The sequence below is a fragment of the Thioclava sp. F36-7 genome (assembly GCF_002020075.1).
Lineage (GTDB): Bacteria > Pseudomonadota > Alphaproteobacteria > Rhodobacterales > Rhodobacteraceae > Thioclava > Thioclava sediminum.
In genome coordinates this window covers 32,281-47,185 of the sequence record NZ_MPZR01000008.1, presented here as the reverse complement: position 1 = coordinate 47,185, position 14,905 = coordinate 32,281, and the positions used below count along the sequence as shown (strand labels likewise).

15 protein-coding genes are annotated in these 14,905 nt (G+C 65.0%); 8 read left to right on the top strand and 7 right to left on the bottom strand.

Annotated elements, in window-relative coordinates:
- Positions 1-32: 32 nt before the first annotated feature.
- On the bottom strand, positions 33-860 hold the full coding sequence (locus BMI89_RS15315) for a DUF6544 family protein (RefSeq protein ID WP_078571694.1): 828 nt from the start codon (positions 858-860) through the stop codon (positions 33-35).
- A 350-nt stretch (positions 861-1,210) separates the two neighbouring features.
- Between BMI89_RS15315 and BMI89_RS15310 the strand changes: the two genes are divergently transcribed.
- Positions 1,211-1,963 (top strand): SDR family oxidoreductase, encoded by a 753-nt coding sequence (locus BMI89_RS15310; RefSeq protein ID WP_078571693.1) that lies wholly within the window; start codon positions 1,211-1,213, stop codon positions 1,961-1,963.
- Positions 1,964-1,979: 16 nt separating this feature from the next.
- Here the strand turns inward: BMI89_RS15310 and BMI89_RS15305 are convergent, their stop codons facing one another.
- A complete protein-coding gene (locus tag BMI89_RS15305) occupies positions 1,980-2,720 on the bottom strand; it encodes a sulfite exporter TauE/SafE family protein (protein WP_078571692.1) in 741 nt (246 codons plus the stop codon).
- Positions 2,721-2,750: 30 nt separating this feature from the next.
- Positions 2,751-4,256 (bottom strand): PLP-dependent aminotransferase family protein, encoded by a 1,506-nt coding sequence (locus BMI89_RS15300; RefSeq protein ID WP_078571691.1) that lies wholly within the window; start codon positions 4,254-4,256, stop codon positions 2,751-2,753.
- Between the two features lie 254 nt (positions 4,257-4,510).
- Between BMI89_RS15300 and BMI89_RS15295 the strand changes: the two genes are divergently transcribed.
- The 4 genes from BMI89_RS15295 to BMI89_RS15280 all read left to right on the top strand — a co-directional run bounded on the left by BMI89_RS15295 (position 4,511) and on the right by BMI89_RS15280 (position 8,703).
- A complete protein-coding gene (locus BMI89_RS15295; protein ID WP_078571690.1) occupies positions 4,511-5,884 on the top strand; it encodes an aminotransferase class III-fold pyridoxal phosphate-dependent enzyme in 1,374 nt (457 codons plus the stop codon).
- Positions 5,885-5,977: 93 nt separating this feature from the next.
- Positions 5,978-6,976 carry a taurine ABC transporter substrate-binding protein gene (tauA, locus tag BMI89_RS15290; RefSeq protein ID WP_078571689.1) on the top strand — a complete coding sequence of 333 codons (999 nt, stop codon included), beginning with the start codon at positions 5,978-5,980 and terminating at the stop codon, positions 6,974-6,976.
- 78 nt (positions 6,977-7,054) lie between these two features.
- Complete coding sequence (locus BMI89_RS15285; RefSeq protein ID WP_078571688.1) at positions 7,055-7,840, top strand: taurine ABC transporter ATP-binding protein; 786 nt, start codon at positions 7,055-7,057, stop codon at positions 7,838-7,840.
- A complete protein-coding gene (locus BMI89_RS15280; protein WP_232621617.1) occupies positions 7,837-8,703 on the top strand; it encodes an ABC transporter permease subunit in 867 nt (288 codons plus the stop codon). The genes BMI89_RS15285 and BMI89_RS15280 overlap by 4 nt, the downstream gene beginning before the upstream one ends.
- Before the next feature lie 106 nt (positions 8,704-8,809).
- Here BMI89_RS15280 and BMI89_RS15275 read toward each other — a convergent pair whose 3' ends face one another.
- The 3 genes from BMI89_RS15275 to BMI89_RS15265 form a co-directional block, all read right to left on the bottom strand.
- Entirely contained in the window at positions 8,810-9,934 is a 1,125-nt protein-coding gene (locus tag BMI89_RS15275) for a PQQ-dependent sugar dehydrogenase (protein WP_078571687.1), read from the bottom strand.
- A gap of 240 nt (positions 9,935-10,174) precedes the next feature.
- A complete protein-coding gene (locus BMI89_RS15270; protein WP_078522979.1) occupies positions 10,175-10,795 on the bottom strand; it encodes a DnaJ domain-containing protein in 621 nt (206 codons plus the stop codon).
- Positions 10,796-11,072: 277 nt separating this feature from the next.
- The gene (locus BMI89_RS15265; RefSeq protein ID WP_078571686.1) at positions 11,073-11,471 is read right to left on the bottom strand and encodes a hypothetical protein; all 399 of its coding nucleotides are present in this window, start codon (positions 11,469-11,471) and stop codon (positions 11,073-11,075) included.
- 175 nt (positions 11,472-11,646) lie between these two features.
- On the opposite strand from BMI89_RS15265, the gene cobS reads away from it, so the two are divergent.
- Genes cobS through BMI89_RS15245 form a run of 3 tightly spaced genes read left to right on the top strand, consistent with a single transcriptional unit; the run spans position 11,647 to position 14,147 of the window.
- Complete coding sequence (cobS, locus tag BMI89_RS15260) at positions 11,647-12,618, top strand: cobaltochelatase subunit CobS (RefSeq protein ID WP_078542657.1); 972 nt, start codon at positions 11,647-11,649, stop codon at positions 12,616-12,618.
- Positions 12,619-12,633: 15 nt separating this feature from the next.
- Positions 12,634-13,458, top strand: a complete 825-nt coding sequence (locus BMI89_RS20625; protein ID WP_143593922.1) for a hypothetical protein — start codon at positions 12,634-12,636, stop codon at positions 13,456-13,458.
- A gap of 53 nt (positions 13,459-13,511) precedes the next feature.
- Complete coding sequence (locus tag BMI89_RS15245) at positions 13,512-14,147, top strand: hypothetical protein (RefSeq protein ID WP_078571683.1); 636 nt, start codon at positions 13,512-13,514, stop codon at positions 14,145-14,147.
- A gap of 108 nt (positions 14,148-14,255) precedes the next feature.
- Here the strand turns inward: BMI89_RS15245 and BMI89_RS15240 are convergent, their stop codons facing one another.
- Positions 14,256-14,855: an NAD(P)H-dependent oxidoreductase gene (locus BMI89_RS15240; protein WP_078571682.1), complete on the bottom strand. Its 600-nt coding sequence runs from the start codon at positions 14,853-14,855 to the stop codon at positions 14,256-14,258.
- Between the last annotated feature and the right edge of the window lie 50 nt (positions 14,856-14,905).

Sequence of the window (14,905 nt, the reverse complement as noted above, 5' to 3'; positions counted from 1 at the left end):
AATGCGCGCCGATGCGGCAGAGACCGGCGCAGTCACTTGAGAAAGCGGATCTCGGTGACATCGGCGATGTAAAACGGGAAATAGGCCTCCGTCTCGAAGTCATTCCCCGCCTCCACATGCGTCGGCAGCCGAAAGCCCTCGACCTCGCGAAACTCCGAGAGATAGCCGCCGAAGGGCTGAAGCCGGTGGCGCTTTTGCGGGTTCGCATTGCTCCAGCGCTGGAAGCTGACCTGCTCGGGGCGACCATCCGTGGCGACGGTGAGATCGACCGCCTGCTCCAGCCCGTCATGGCGCATCGTCATCCGGGCGATGTTCGTCGCGACCGGCTCCCACGTCACTTTCGAGCCCGGCAGCACTGCGGCGGGCGTCCAGAACACCGCCTCGGCCACGTAGCGCCCGAAGGCGGAGCGTTTGTGATCCGCGCTGCCGCCGAACCGGGCCACGGGGGCGAGCCCCGCGATCCAGAACCGGGTCCATTTGGCGCTGTCGGAGCCGCTGAGACGCATCCCGCCGGTCCCGCCCGACATCGCCCAGACGAAGCCTTGCGGCGCGGCGAGCACCTGCGTGGCGCGCATCGGCATGTAGCCGGGGGCGGATTTGTCGCCCATGCCGAACTGCCCCTGCATCTCCAGCCGGGCGACGGTGTAGAGCGGCGTTCCTTCCGCAATGGCGAAGGTGAAAAATCGGCGCGCGGGCTCGGGGAGATCGGCGACCATATCGGCGGAGAAGCGCGGCGGATCGGTGGGCTGAAATGCACTCAGGCGCGCCATCTCGGCCCCGTCTGCCCGCAGGTCGAGACGCCGCCTTGCGAACAGACCGAGCAGCCCGATAGCGACGATGGCCAGAACCCAAAGAGCCATGCGAGTTTGCTACCTTTCCATATCCGATCCGCGAGACGCCAATTGCGCGCCGTCCCGAACGTCAGGATAGCACAAAGACTCAACGCGCTTCGATCCGTTGGGCGCCCCCGCAGCCCGAGAACCGACCGCACCACGCGGATCATATAGTCGCAATCACGCGCCCGTGAAATTGCAGTTCCGCCCCCCTGCCCCTATCGTGCCGCGGCAAGCGGTGCGCGGGCGCGCAGGACTGGCCCCATGGGAAATCCCCGACTGGCCCTGTCGCACCGGCAGACCACGAAGACAGACTGGCCGCGACCGCCGCGCCGAGATGCGCGGCCCGACAGGCAGCAAGACAGGAAGGCCCCTTCATGACCAAAACCGCCCTCATCACCGGAGCCACCGCAGGGTTCGGCGACGCCATCGCCCGCCGTTTCGCCCATGAGGGCTGGAAGGTCATCGTGACCGGGCGCCGTCAGGAACGGCTCGACGCGCTGGTCGAGGCGCTCGGCGGTCCGGAGGTCGCGCATCCCCTGTGTTTCGACATCCGCGACGAGTCGGCGACGCGTGCAGCGCTCGACAGCCTGCCCGAAGGCTTCGCGCAGATCGACGCGCTGATCAACAATGCGGGCCTCGCGCGCGGCACCGCCCCTGCGCAGGACTGCGATCTGGATGACTGGCGCGCGATGATCGACACCAATATCACCGGGCTCGCAGTGATGACGCGGCTCACGCTGGATCGGCTGATTGCGCGCCGGGGGCTGATCGTGAACCTCGCCTCGATCGCGGCGAACTGGCCTTATCCGGGCGGCAATGTTTATGGCGGGACGAAAGCCTTCGTGCAGCAGTTCTCGCTCGGGCTGCGCTCGGACCTATCGGGCACCGGCGTGCGCGTGACCTCGATCGAGCCGGGCCTGTCGGAGAGCGAATTCACGCTGGTGCGCACCGGTGGCGACAAGGCGGCCTATGACAAGCTCTATGCCGGGGCCGATCCGCTGCAGCCCGAGGATATCGCCGAGAGCGTTTACTGGGTGGCCGCCCTGCCCGCGCATGTGAACATCAACTCGATCGAGATCATGCCGGTCAGCCAAAGCTGGGCGCCGTTCCAGATCCACCGCGACTGAAGTGGCGCGGGGCCGATCACAGATAGACCGAGAGGCCCCGCCACCCTGCCAGCACCGCCGAGATCGCCATCACCCCGATCGCGATCTTGCGGTATTGCCCATGATCGAGCCGCGCGAAAGCCGCCGTGCCCGCCCAGGTGCCCAGCGCCATCGGCGGCACTGAAATCGCCGTCAGCCAGAGCACCTCCCCGTCAATCGCACCTGCGAGCCACAGCCCCGGCACCGCGATCACCGAAGCCACGAAGAAGAACAGCAGCAATGAGGCCCGCGTCTGCGCAGGCGGCGTGCCCGCGCCGAGGTAATAGACCACAGCCGGCGGCCCGGGCATCGCGGCCAACCCCGAAAACGCGCCCGAGGCGACGCCCGCCAGCAGCGCCAGCCCCGAATGCGGCTGCGGGGCGGTGGGCTTGTAGCGCAACAGCATCGCGAGCCCCGTCAGCACCAGCACCGCAATCGCCATCCGCGCGGCATCGGGGCTGAGCGCGCTGAGCGCCCAGATCCCCAGCGGCGTGCCGATCAGCGACCCGGCACAGAGCCGCAGCAGCGAGGGTCGATGCACCGCCCCGCGCAGCTTGACCAGATCGTGCAGCCCCACGACCACCTGCAACAGCACCGCCATCGCCACAGCCTCCAGAGGCGGGATGAACAGCGACAGGATCGGCACGGCGGCAATCGCGAAACCGAAGCCCGCCATGCCGCGCAGCACCGCCGCATAGGCCACGGCGAGGATCACATAGAGGGTCGTGGCGTCGAACATCATCGGCTCCGTCAGGGTCGTTCCCTCGCCCTAGCTCGCCGCCTGCGCGCCCGATTGGTCCAGAGCGGCATTTTCGTTGGGGCCAGAGGTGCCCTCTTGCGCCAGCCGCGCCGCGATCTCGCCCAAGAGGCGCATCCCCGGCACGATGGCCTCGGTCTGGATCAGTGACAGGCCGAGCCGGATGAAGCGCCCCGCCTGTTCGGGGGCCACGAAAGGATCGCCGTTTTCCAGCAAAATACCCTCCACCCCTGCCGCCGCGATCAATTCGCGCCCGTCAACGCCCTCGGGCAGCTCCAGCCAGACCGAAGAGCCGCCATGACAGGGATCGGGCGCGCGGAAGCCGGGCAGCAGATCGGACAGATGTTCCATCACCCGGTACCAGCGGTCGGCATGGGCCGCGCGCAGCTTGCGCAGCAGCGACAGGTAATGCCCCTCGGCCAGAAAGATCGCGGCCGTGCGCTGGTTGTTGAGCGGGACCGAGCGATGCACCAGCCGCCGCAGCCAGCGCGCCTCTTTCACCAGCGGCTCGGGGGCCACCAGAAAGCCCAGGCGCACCCCCGGCGCGAGCGTCTTCGACAGCGTGCCGAGATAGATCACCCGCCCGTCCCGGTCGCGCGATTTCAGCGCCGGTTCGCGGGCGAAGGCGACCTCGCCCTCATAGTCGTCCTCGATGATCAGGAAATCGTCCTGCGAGGCCCGCGCGAGGATCTCGTCGCGGCGCGGTCCGGGCATCATTACCATCGACGGGCAATGCGCGCCCGGCGTCAGCAGCGCCAGATCGAGCCCCTGCCCCGAAGCGATCCGCGCGCCTTTCTCGTCGATCGGCAGCGGCACGGATTGCGCGCCGGACATCTCGAAGATGAAACGCGAATCCGGATAGCCCGGCATCTCGCAGCCCACGCGCTTGCCCGCCCCCGCCAGAAGCTGGGCGAGCAGGTAGAACCCCTCCTGCGCGCCGAGCGTGATCAGGATCTCCTCGGGCCGCGCATAGATGCCGCGCTCGGGCAGGATGCGGGTACGGATTTGTTCGATCAGCATCGGATCGTCATCGACCGCGCGATCCGCCGCCCACCAGTCGAGCGAGGCACGCCCCAATGTATCGCGCGAGGAATTGCGCCATGCGTTGAGCGGGAACAGCCGCGGATCGACCTGCCCGAAGATGAACGGATAGGGATAGTCCTGCCAGTTCAGCGGCTTGCGGATATGGTTGAGTTTCGACGGGGTCACCCCGATGCGCGCGTTCCAATCGACCACGGAGGCGCCCGCGACGCTCTGCCCCTTCCCCTGCCCCCGGGTTGCCACGAACAGCCCGCGGCGCGGTTGCGCCTCGAGATAGCCGCGCGCGACCAACTCGTCATAGACGGCGGTGGCGGTGTTGCGCGCGATGCCCAGCTTCTCGGCCAGCGCGCGCGAGGACAGCACCTTCTGCCCCGGCGCCATCTTGCCCGCGTGAATCGCCGCGATCAGCGCCTGACGCAGCTGGCTTTGCAGCGGCTCGGGGCTGTTGCGGTCGATCGAGACGGGCAAGCGGTCCATGATCTGGCTCCTTGGAATTGCCCTCGCATCTGCGCTCTGGCCCCATCGAAGAGCAAGGTCGAGCGGGCCAGATGCCGCCCGATCTTCGGCAATCGCCCAATTTCCGGTCATTTGCCCAGCTCAGGGCTTAAAACCTCTGCCCGAAATACATCGATGCCGAAATCTGGCCCCATCGGAATTGGCGCTCTGGCCCTCACATGCTGCACCGCGGAAAGGCTTGATGGGCACCGAACCCAAAGGAAAGGGAAACCCCGATGGACGGTCAGTTCAACGATATCAGCGCCACGGTCGAAGCCGACCGCGCCCATGTCTGGCACCACCTGTTCCAGCACGCCGCACTAGACCACCGCGATCCGCGCATCCTTGTCGAGGGCAAGGGCATGACGGTCTGGGACCAGAATGGTCGCGACTATCTCGATGCGGTCTCGGGCGGCGTGTGGACGGTCAATGTCGGCTATGGCCGCGAGAGCATCGCCAATGCCGTGCGCGACCAGCTTCTGAAGATGAACTATTTCGCAGGCTCGGCGGGCACGATCCCGGCGGCGCAATTCGCCGCCCGTCTGGTCGAGAAGACGCCGGGCCTGAGCCGCGTCTTCTTCGCCAACTCGGGCTCGGAGGCGAATGAGAAAGCCTTCAAGATGGTGCGCCAGATCGCGCATAAGCACCATGGCGGCAAGAAGTGGAAGATCCTCTACCGCGAGCGCGACTATCACGGCACCTCGCTGGGCGCGATGGCGGCCTGCGGTCAGGAACAGCGCCGCGACCAGTATGGCCCCTTCCCCGACGGGTTCGTCGCCGTGCCGCATTGCCTCGAATATCGCGCGCAATGGGATGACGAAGATTACGGTCTCCGCGCCGCGAACGCGATCGAAGAGGTCATCCTGCGCGAAGGCGCCGACACGGTGGGCGCGATCTGCCTCGAGCCGATCACGGCAGGCGGCGGCGTCATCACCCCGCCCGCTGGCTATTGGGAGCGGGTTCAGGAAATCTGCACCAAATACGACATCCTGATCCACATGGACGAGGTCGTCTGCGGCATGGGCCGCACCGGCGAATGGTTCGGCTACCAGCATTACGGCATCAAGCCCGATTTCGTGACCACCGCGAAGGGGCTGGCCTCGGGCTATGCCGCGATTTCGTGCCTGATCACGACCGAGGACGTGTTCGAGAAGTTCCGCTCCGATCCCGACGATCCGATGAGCTATTTCCGCGACATCTCGACCTTCGGCGGCTGCACGGCAGGCCCGGCGGCGGCGCTGGAGAACATGCGCATCATCGAGGACGAGAACCTGCTCGCGAACACCAACGCGATGGGCGACCTGCTGATGGACCGCCTGATGGAGCTGAAGGACAAGCACGCCGTCGTGGGCGATGTGCGCGGCAAGGGCCTGTTCTGCGGGCTGGAACTGGTCGCGGATCGCGCCACGAAAGAGCCGCTCGACGAGAAGCTCGTCGAAGGTGTGGTCGGTGCCTGCGACGCCGGGGGTGTGATCATCGGCAAGACCTCTCGCTCGTTCAAAGGCTTCAACAACACGCTGTGCCTGAGCCCCGCGCTGATTGTCGGCCCCTCCGAGATCACCCGGATCACCGAGACGATCGACCGCGCGCTAGCCAAGCTCAGCGCCTGACACGGATCAACACCGGCCAGGGCGGGCGACCGCCCCGGCCCCTCCCCGAAAGAGGCCGCAAACGGCCCGCTCAACCAACAGACGAGGATAGACATGTTCAAGAAAACCGCCCGTTACGCGACGCTCGCGCTGATCGGCCTGCTGCCGATGGCCACGACCGCCTCGGCCGAGACGCTGATCATCGGCAATTTCGGGACGCCGATCCCGATGATGACCAAGGTGAAGACCGAGGACTATGCAAAGGCGATGGGCTACGATGTCGAGTGGCGCAAATTCGCCTCGGGCACCGACGTGATCGCCGCGATGGCTTCGGGCGACGTGAAGCTCGCAGCGCTCGGCTCCTCGCCCTTCGCGATCGCCGCCAGCCAGGGCGTTCCGATCAAGCTGTTCATGATCGGCGACGTGATCGGTCAGGCCGAGAGCCTGATCGCGCATGACGGCTCGGGGATTTCGTCGCTGGCCGACCTCAAGGGCAAGCGCGTGGCCGTGCCGGTCGGTTCGACCGCGCATTTCTCGCTGACCGGCGCTCTCAAGCATGAAGGCATCTCGGAAAGCGACCTGACCATCCTGTCGATGTCGCCCGACCAGATCGCGGCCGCGTGGGAGCAGAACGCCATCGACGCCGCATGGATCTGGGATCCGGTTCAGTCGCAACTGCTGAAGTCCGGCACCCGCATCATGGGCGCGGACGAGACCGCAAAATGGGGCTACCCGACCTTTGACGGCTGGGTCGTCAACAGCCAGTGGGCCGAGGAACACCCCGAAGCCGTCGCAGGCTTCGTGAAGGTCACCGCCGAGGCCGACGCTTCTTACATCGACAACAAGGACGCTTGGACCGCCGATAGCGACGAGGTGAAAGAGATCGCCACGAACACCGGCGCGGACGCAGCACAGGTTCCGGGCATCCTCGGTGGCTACACCTTCCTCAAGCCCGCCGATCAGGTCGGCGCAGACTGGCTGGGTGGTGCGATGGCCCCCGCGATCAAATCGACCGCCGAATTCCTGAAGGAAGCGGGCCGGATCGACTCGGTGGCAGATGACTACTCGCAGTTCATCACGCTCAAGCCGCTGCAAGACGCGATGGGCGAGTAACGACACGCCCCAGCGCCCGGCCAGAGATCTGGCCGGGCGTTTCCCATTCCCCAGCTCCGCCCCGGAAAGGAAGCCCAGATGCTTGAAATCCGCCGCGCCTCCGTACTCTACCCCGCCCGTGACAAATCCGAGCCGGTCGAAGCCCTTCGCAATGTCGAGCTGACCATCGAGCCGGGCGAATTCGTGGTCGCCCTCGGCGCCTCGGGTTGCGGGAAATCGACGCTCCTGAACCTGATCGCGGGCTTCCTCGCGCCCAGTTCGGGCCAGATCAAACTCGACGGCGCCCCCGTCACCGGCCCCGGTCAGGACCGCGCCGTGGTATTCCAGAAACACGCGCTGATGCCGTGGATGAACGTGCTCGACAACCTCGCCTTCGGGCTGAAGCTGCAGGGCGTCGCCAAGGCCGAACGCTACAAGGTCGCCCGCGAATTCCTGACCGTGCTGGGCCTCGAGGGGTTCGAGGACAGCCCCGTCTACATGCTCTCGGGCGGGATGCAGCAACGCGTGGGCATCGGCCGGGCGCTCACTGCCGACCCGCGCATCCTGCTGATGGACGAACCGCTCGGCGCGCTAGATGCGCTGACCCGCGAACGCGCGCAGGAACTGATCCTGAAAATCTGGGAAGCGCAGGGCAAATCGGTCTTCCTGATCACCCACTCGGTCGAGGAAGCGCTCTTCATGGGCTCCAAGCTGATCGTGATGTCGCCCCGTCCGGGCCGGATCACGCATCGCTTCGACCTGCCCTTCTCGCGCCGGTTCCTCGCAGGCGAGAGCGCCCGCGACGTGAAGGCATCCCCCGAATTCATCGCGATGCGCGAGACCATTCTCGGCATCATCTTCGCAGACGAGGAGAAGGCCGCATGACCATGGATATCCAAGATGACAGCCGCCCCGCCCCGATGATCAAACGCATCTTCCGCCAAGCCCCCACCAAACCCGGCCAGACCTATGGCGTGCCGGGCGAAGGCAACACGATCAAGATCTCGGTCGTGGCCGTTCTGGTGGTGCTGGGTCTGTGGCAGATCGTGACCGCCTCCGGGCTGATCGCGCCGCTGTTCCTGCCCTCGCCCGTGGCGGTCGTGCAGAAGCTCTTCGGGCTGATTTCGACCGGCTTCACCGGCGTGCCGCTCTGGGAGCATATCCTCGTCTCCGCGGGCCGTGTCTTCGCCGCCTTCGCGCTGGCCTGTATCATCGGCATTCCGCTGGGCCTCGCGATGGGGATGAGCCCGGTGATGCGCGGGCTGTTCGATCCCTTCCTCGAGTTCTACCGCCCGATCCCGCCGCTGGCCTATCTGCCGCTGATGATCATCTGGTTCGGCATCGGCGAGACCTCGAAAGTGCTGCTGATCTTCCTGTCGGTGCTGGCACCGGTGGCGCTTGGCGCGCGCGCAGGGGTGCGCTCCGTCGCGATCGAGCAGATCCACGCCGCCTATTCGCTGGGCGCGAGCCGCGCGCAGGTGCTGCGCGAAGTGGTGCTGCCCTCGGCGCTGCCGGAAATCCTGACCGCAATGCGGATCGGCGTGGGCTTCGGCTGGACGACGCTGGTCGCCGCCGAGATGGTCGCGGCGACGATGGGGCTCGGCTACATGGTCCTCTCGGCCAGCCAGTTCCTGCAGACCTCGACCGTGCTCGTGGGCATCTTCCTGATCGGCGGCATCGCGTGGTGCTTCGATCTGGCGATGCGCTGGGTCGAGAAGAAAGTCGTGCCGTGGAAGGGCCGGATGTAAGCCCGCAACGCGAAAGGCCGGGCATGATCCGCCCGGCCTTTGTCCAAGGCGGCGGTCACGTGCTGAAAGGCGCGCGCCGCCGTTTTCATTTACGCATTTGGGACAATCACTTCGGCAGCAGCTGATAGAGCGCACCCTCGCCCGCATCCTCGATGATCCAGACCTCCCCCTTGGGCCCCACGGCCACGTCGCGCACGCGCATCTGCAAATCCCAGCGCGCGATCTGATCCGAGCCGTCGCCCGCGATCAGCGCAAGCCCGTTCCCCGCAAGCCCGCCGATCAGCATATCGCCCTGCCAGTCGGGAAAGTCGCGCCCCTCGTAGACCGCGAGCCCCGCCGGCGCGATCACCGGCGTCCACCAAAGCTTCGGCGCAGCGAAGTCGGGCCGCGTGTCGTGATCGGGGATCGACAGGCCGGAATAGTGCCGCCCGTTCGAGACTTCGTTCCAGCCGTAATTCTTGCCCTTCTCGATCAGGTTCAACTCGTCGCCACCGCGCGGGCCCATCTCGTGCTCCCAGAGCTTGCCGTCGGGCGTGAACGCGAGGCCGTATTGGTTGCGGTGCCCCTCGGTCCAGGTCTCGGCGCGCACGCCCCCCGCCCCCTCATGGGGATTGCCTGGGGCGGGCTGGCCGTCGCGGGTCAGGCGCAGGATCTTGCCGCGCGGATTGTCGGGGTCCTGCGCGGTGTCGGGCTGCATCCGGTCGCCCACGGTGAGGTAGAGCAGACCGTCGGGCCCGAACGCCACGATCCCACCGGGCTGGCCACGCCCGCCGGGCGTCTGCTGCCAGATCGTCTTCAGCTGCGTGAGCTTGCTGCCGTCCAGCACGCCGCGCGCCAGATGCAGCGCGTTATCCGGCGCGACATAAGTGATATAGACTTCGTGCGTGTCCGGGAAATCGGGCGGCACCGCAACGTCGAGTAGCCCGTTCTGGCCGCTATATTGCACCTTCGGCAGCCCGCTGATCGCCTGCGCGCCGCCGCCCGTGACATGCCACATCTTGCCCGCCTTGCCGGTCACCAGAACCGAACTGTCGGGCAAGGGCGCGATGGCCCAGGGGTTTTCCAGCTGCGCGATCGGCTTGAGCACGAAAGGCAGATCGCGGCTCGCGGGTTTCTCGCCCACGTTCTGCGCGGCGGCAGGGGTGACGAGTGGCGCGAGGCCGAGGCTCGAGAGGACGGGGATCGTCAGGGCGAGCGCCAGTGCGGCGCGCAGGCTCGGAAACGGGATCATGAAGCACCTCCTCCCCTAGAGATGGGGCGGGTGCGCGAAAGTGGAAGGGGTCTAAGGGGCGCTGCCCCTCTGCCTGCGGCATTCACCCCGGGATATTTCAAAAGAGCGAAGACATGTAAAAAGGCGTCTTCGCTCTTGCGCAAATATCCCGGGGGACGCGCGTCAGCGCGGGGGGCAGAGCCCCCACTTCCTTAAGATAAGATTTGTCGCCCTCCAGCGACGGGGGCAGAGCCCCTGCCGTCACTTGAAGTTGCGGCTGTCCTTCAGCTGGTCCCAGGCCCAGACGACCTCTTGCAGCATCTCTTCCTGAGAGCGGTCGCCGCCGTTCATATCCGGGTGCAGCACTTTGATCAGCGCCTTGTAGCACTTGCGGACCTCGGCCTTGGTCATCGAGTCCTTCGCCTCGAGAATGTCGAGCGCGCGACGTTCGGTCGGCGGCAGCTTGCGGCCCATCGTCCGGCCGGGGTTCTTCGTGGCGTTGTCGCCGAGGATCTCATGCGGATCGGAGATCCCGTGACGCGCCCAGCCGGCCTCTTCCTTGGCCTTGCTGAAGGGCTTCGTGGGGCGCTCCCAGACGGTCGCATTGTCGAGGAAGGCCTGGAATTCCTCCTCGGACTGACCCTGGAAATAGTTCCAGTTCAGATTGTACTCGCGGACGTGATCCTTGCAGAACCAATAGTAGTCATCGAGGATTTTCGGGCTTTTCGGCGCACGGTACTTGCCCGGCTCGTTGCAGCCTTCCTTGTCGCAGATCCGGGTCGAGGTCTCGAAAGCCCCCGACATGCCGCGCCTGCCACGCGAGCGGCGTTTCTTGTCCGCCGCGGCCGAAATATTGAAGCCGAAAGGATCGCTGTTGCTCATGCTTGCCTCTTGCCTGCTGCCCGAATGCCACTTCGGGGCGGCGTTTGAGGCCTGCCTCCGAGTCGGGTCACGCAGTCTACTGGAAATGACAGATGTTGAAAGGGGGTCGGGCGGAAATGGGGCCGCTATTTGCTCGGATCAAGGGTCGGTGCGGGGCGCCCCTACGACAACACAACCGGCGCGCCGAGATGGGGCGCGCGGCAGGTCTTGGAACTGGCGGCTCAGGACGGGCGGCCCCGCTTTCGGGACGCAGCCTTCGCAACGCCCCTGCCCCGCGTCAGTCTTCGTCTTTGGCAGCCCCGTCGCGATTGGCGCGCAGTTTCGGCGCGCGGCCTTCCGGCGCATCGGCCAGAAGCGCGCGGCGCTTGGCCTCGGGCGCGTCCTCGTCATTGGCCGCATCCTCGGGATCGGGATGTGCGCCGACCGCGCGCGCCGGATCGGCACTGGTGGGACGGCGGAAGACGAGCAGGTTGTGATAGACCGTCGATTTGCCCGTGAGCCCGGTACGCTCTTCCGCGGGCAGGGTCTCTGCGCGAAGGTATTCCCAGCCGCGCGTGGCCATCTCGTTCATCACGCCCGAGAGCGCATGGGCGAAACGGTCCGCGCCGGATTTCAGGCCGCGCTCCTTGTCGCCGCGCGCGGGCGCCGGGATGACCTTGTATTCGTAATGCTGCATGATGCACCTCAAGCTTTGCGGCCTTTCTAGCGGATGGCGGGTCCGGGTCAACTCAAACCAAGCCACGCTGGCGGGAACGGGCCGATAGCAGCCTCGCGCATCACGCGTCATCGCCCCCTTGCACGCCTGCGCGCGATGGTTCACAAATCGACCCAACCACGAAAGGACGTCCGCGATGCTCGACCAGACCGCCAAGCCCACCGAAGAAATCGACCTGCGCGAGGTGTTCGGCCTCGATTCCGACATGAAGGTCAAAGGGTTTGCAGAGCGCACCGACCGCGTGCCGGAGATCGACTCCACCTACAAATTCGACCCCGACACCACGATGGCGATCCTCGCGGGCTTTGCCTACAATCGCCGCGTGATGATCCAAGGCTATCACGGCACCGGCAAATCGACCCATATCGAGCAAGTCGCCGCCCGCCTGAACTGGCCCTGTGTGCGCGTCAATCTCGACAGCCACGTGAGCCGGATCGACCTGATCGGCAAGGATGCGATCAAGCTGGTCGACGGCAAGCAGGTCACCGTGTTCCACGAGGGCATCCTGCCCTGGGCGCTGCGCAACCCGACCGCGATCGTCTTCGACGAATACGATGCGGGCCGCGCCGACGTGATGTTCGTGATCCAGCGCGTGCTGGAAGCCGACGGCAAGCTGACGCTGCTCGACCAGAACGAGGTGATCACACCGAACCCCTATTTCCGCCTGTTCGCGACCTCGAACACGGTGGGTCTGGGCGACACGACCGGCCTCTACCACGGCACCCAGCAGATCAACCAAGGTCAGATGGACCGCTGGTCGCTGGTCTCGACGCTGAACTATCTCAGCCATGACGCCGAGGTCGCGATCGTTCTGTCGAAGAACCCGCAATACAACACCGAGGCCGGGCGCAAGACGATCAGCCAGATGGTGACCGTGGCCGATCTCAGCCGGACCGCCTTCATGAATGGTGATCTCTCGACAGTGATGTCGCCGCGCACGGTGATCGCCTGGGCACAAAACGCGCGCATCTTCGGCAATATCGGCTATGCGTTCCGTCTGAGCTTCCTGAACAAGTGCGACGAGCTGGAGCGCCAGACCGTGGCCGAGTTCTACCAGCGCCTCTTCGACGAGGAACTGCCGGAATCGGCGGCGGCTATCGCAAGTTAATCGGACAAGGAAAGAATGGGCGGCCTTCTTAAAAAAGCATTCCGCCGGCAATCGGAAAAGAGCTTATATAAGTTTCCGGAGGTCGCCCCCGCTTTCCAAATCTCGGCTCCGAAACCTCGCCTTGCCTCCTTTGCAGACGGGAAGTTCACGAAGCGCAAAGACCAATTTTATAATGAAGCGCGCCAGAGTGATTTTTTCTCTGAAGTAGATATTTATTCCTTTGCGTCCCTGCCTCACGATTTCCGCGCGAAGCATGGCGCTTTTATGCAGGAAACGCAGCGTGGCTTCGGATACTGGATCTGGAAACCCATCGTCATTCTCGAAGCTCTGAAACGAGCCGAACCTGGCGAATGCGTTGTCTATCGCGACGCGGGTTCTACTCTCAACCCAAATGGCGGACGTCGTTTTCAGGAATATCTCGAAATCGCGCAGTCCCACCCAAGCGGGATGCTTTCATTCGTTCATGCCAATACGGAATCTCATTGGACGAAAGCCGATCTATTTACGCGCCTCGGATTATCCCTCGCCTCCGTCGAAGCGAAGACCAGCCAATACAGCGCCGGGTTTCTCGTCTTATTGAATGCCGCAAAAAACCACGAATTCCTGGAGGAATGGGCTGATATCGCCACGAGCGAAGGCTATCATTTCTCCGATGACACGCCTTCACAGGCAGAGAACCACCCGGATTTCAAAGAGCACCGGCATGATCAAAGCATTGCCAGCTTGCTTCATAAACTGAATGGAACCGCGGTCACCTATTTCGAGAGTGATCATTTTTCCGGCCCTACACTCGATCTCAACCCCTCCGTGCCCGCATGGGCAACCCGCCGCAGAGGCTGACTTTTTGTGTACAGTCGAACGAGGCAAAAAGCCGAAGGAGAGGAACGCGCCCGATGAAAGCACAAACGACAACAAACGGCACAAGCCTGTTTCCTCGCTTCGTGATCCCGCGCCTCGCGATCCGGGGCGTGCTCCTCGCGGCGTTGCTGCCCTTCGCGGCGGCAGCTCAGGAGGCGCCCAAGGATGGCGAGATTTTCGCGGCCCTCACCGGCGACTGGAACGGCGACGGCACGCAGGATGCGGCGATGCTGGTGCAGAACGGCGCGGATGCGGCCGATCTGGTGATCTATCTTGGTGACCCGACCTTCGGGCTGAAACGCGAGATGACGATCGAACGGGTGGTCTTTTCGGGCCAGATGGGCGGGCAGACGCCCTCGCTCGAGCCGCTTTCCGACAGCGCGTTCAAGCTGCATTCCGAACAGATCGGGATCGGGCGCACCCCTTGGGAAAGCGCCTATTCCATCGCGTGGCGCAATGGCGGCTTCGTCGTCTCGGGCTACAGCTACCGCTATTACGACCGGATCGATCCCGAGGATACCGGCACCTGCGACGTGAACCTGCTCAATGGCGATTACATCATGACGCGGCGCGGCCAGACCGCGAAGGGCTCGCAGGATCGCCGGGCCTTCCCGCTGAGCACGTTGCACGCGGACTGGATGCCGATGATCTGCACGGGGCTTTTCCAGTAATCGCAGCTCCCCCTGAGGCGCGCATAAAAGAGGCGCGCATAAAAACGCCCGGCGCGGAGGCCGGGCAAACTCGTTACTCTACTACTACGTGTGGCAGATCCGTCTGGATCACGCGGCCTGACGATTTTCTGTCTCGCCCTTGGCCAGCTTCGCCGCCTGACCCCAGAACGCCATGTCGTCGAGCAGGGTCTTTGCCGGACCGTCCAGATGGTCGCCCAGTTCCGCGATCGGCGTGCCTTGAGAGGCCTTCACGAAATCCGCACCGCCGATGCTGACCGCGCCTGCGACGGGGACCATGCCGAAATTGATCGCGACGAGCCGCAGATGCTCGACCGCGCGGGCAGCGCCCACGCCGCCATAGCCGACGGTGCCCAGCGGCTTGCGACGCCAGCCCTCGAACGCGTAGTCGAAGGCGTTCTTGATCGTGGCGGGGATCGAGTGGTTGTACTCCGCCGTCACCACGATGAACCCGTCGAATTCCTTGAGCTTCTCACCCCAAGCCTGCGCCTTCTCGCTGGTCACGGGCTTCGCTGCAGGCGGAGCAACCTCGTCGAAGAAGGGCAGCGCGGCTTCGCGCAGATCCAGAACCTCGTAGCGCATGTCGTCGCGCGCATCGATCTTGGTCTCGAACCATTCGAGTGCGCGGTCAGCGAAGCGCCCTTCGCGCGTCGTGCCGACGATCAGGCCGATGTTCAAAGTCTCGCTCATGTCGAACTCCTTTCGGGTATATCGTCCGGTGTGTCGCACGGGGCCTTCGA

Coding starts and splice junctions, on each gene's coding strand:
- BMI89_RS15295 (WP_078571690.1), top strand. CDS start 4,511: ATGGACGGTCAGTTCAACGATATCAGCGCCACGGTCGAAGCCGACCGC.
- BMI89_RS15270 (WP_078522979.1), bottom strand. CDS start 10,795: ATGAGCAACAGCGATCCTTTCGGCTTCAATATTTCGGCCGCGGCGGAC.
- BMI89_RS15285 (WP_078571688.1), top strand. CDS start 7,055: ATGCTTGAAATCCGCCGCGCCTCCGTACTCTACCCCGCCCGTGACAAA.
- BMI89_RS15305 (WP_078571692.1), bottom strand. CDS start 2,720: ATGTTCGACGCCACGACCCTCTATGTGATCCTCGCCGTGGCCTATGCG.
- BMI89_RS15265 (WP_078571686.1), bottom strand. CDS start 11,471: ATGCAGCATTACGAATACAAGGTCATCCCGGCGCCCGCGCGCGGCGAC.
- BMI89_RS20625 (WP_143593922.1), top strand. CDS start 12,634: ATGGGCGGCCTTCTTAAAAAAGCATTCCGCCGGCAATCGGAAAAGAGC.
- BMI89_RS15275 (WP_078571687.1), bottom strand. CDS start 9,934: ATGATCCCGTTTCCGAGCCTGCGCGCCGCACTGGCGCTCGCCCTGACG.
- cobS (WP_078542657.1), top strand. CDS start 11,647: ATGCTCGACCAGACCGCCAAGCCCACCGAAGAAATCGACCTGCGCGAG.
- BMI89_RS15280 (WP_232621617.1), top strand. CDS start 7,837: ATGACCATGGATATCCAAGATGACAGCCGCCCCGCCCCGATGATCAAA.
- BMI89_RS15300 (WP_078571691.1), bottom strand. CDS start 4,256: ATGGACCGCTTGCCCGTCTCGATCGACCGCAACAGCCCCGAGCCGCTG.
- BMI89_RS15245 (WP_078571683.1), top strand. CDS start 13,512: ATGAAAGCACAAACGACAACAAACGGCACAAGCCTGTTTCCTCGCTTC.
- BMI89_RS15315 (WP_078571694.1), bottom strand. CDS start 860: ATGGCTCTTTGGGTTCTGGCCATCGTCGCTATCGGGCTGCTCGGTCTG.
- BMI89_RS15310 (WP_078571693.1), top strand. CDS start 1,211: ATGACCAAAACCGCCCTCATCACCGGAGCCACCGCAGGGTTCGGCGAC.
- BMI89_RS15240 (WP_078571682.1), bottom strand. CDS start 14,855: ATGAGCGAGACTTTGAACATCGGCCTGATCGTCGGCACGACGCGCGAA.
- tauA (WP_078571689.1), top strand. CDS start 5,978: ATGTTCAAGAAAACCGCCCGTTACGCGACGCTCGCGCTGATCGGCCTG.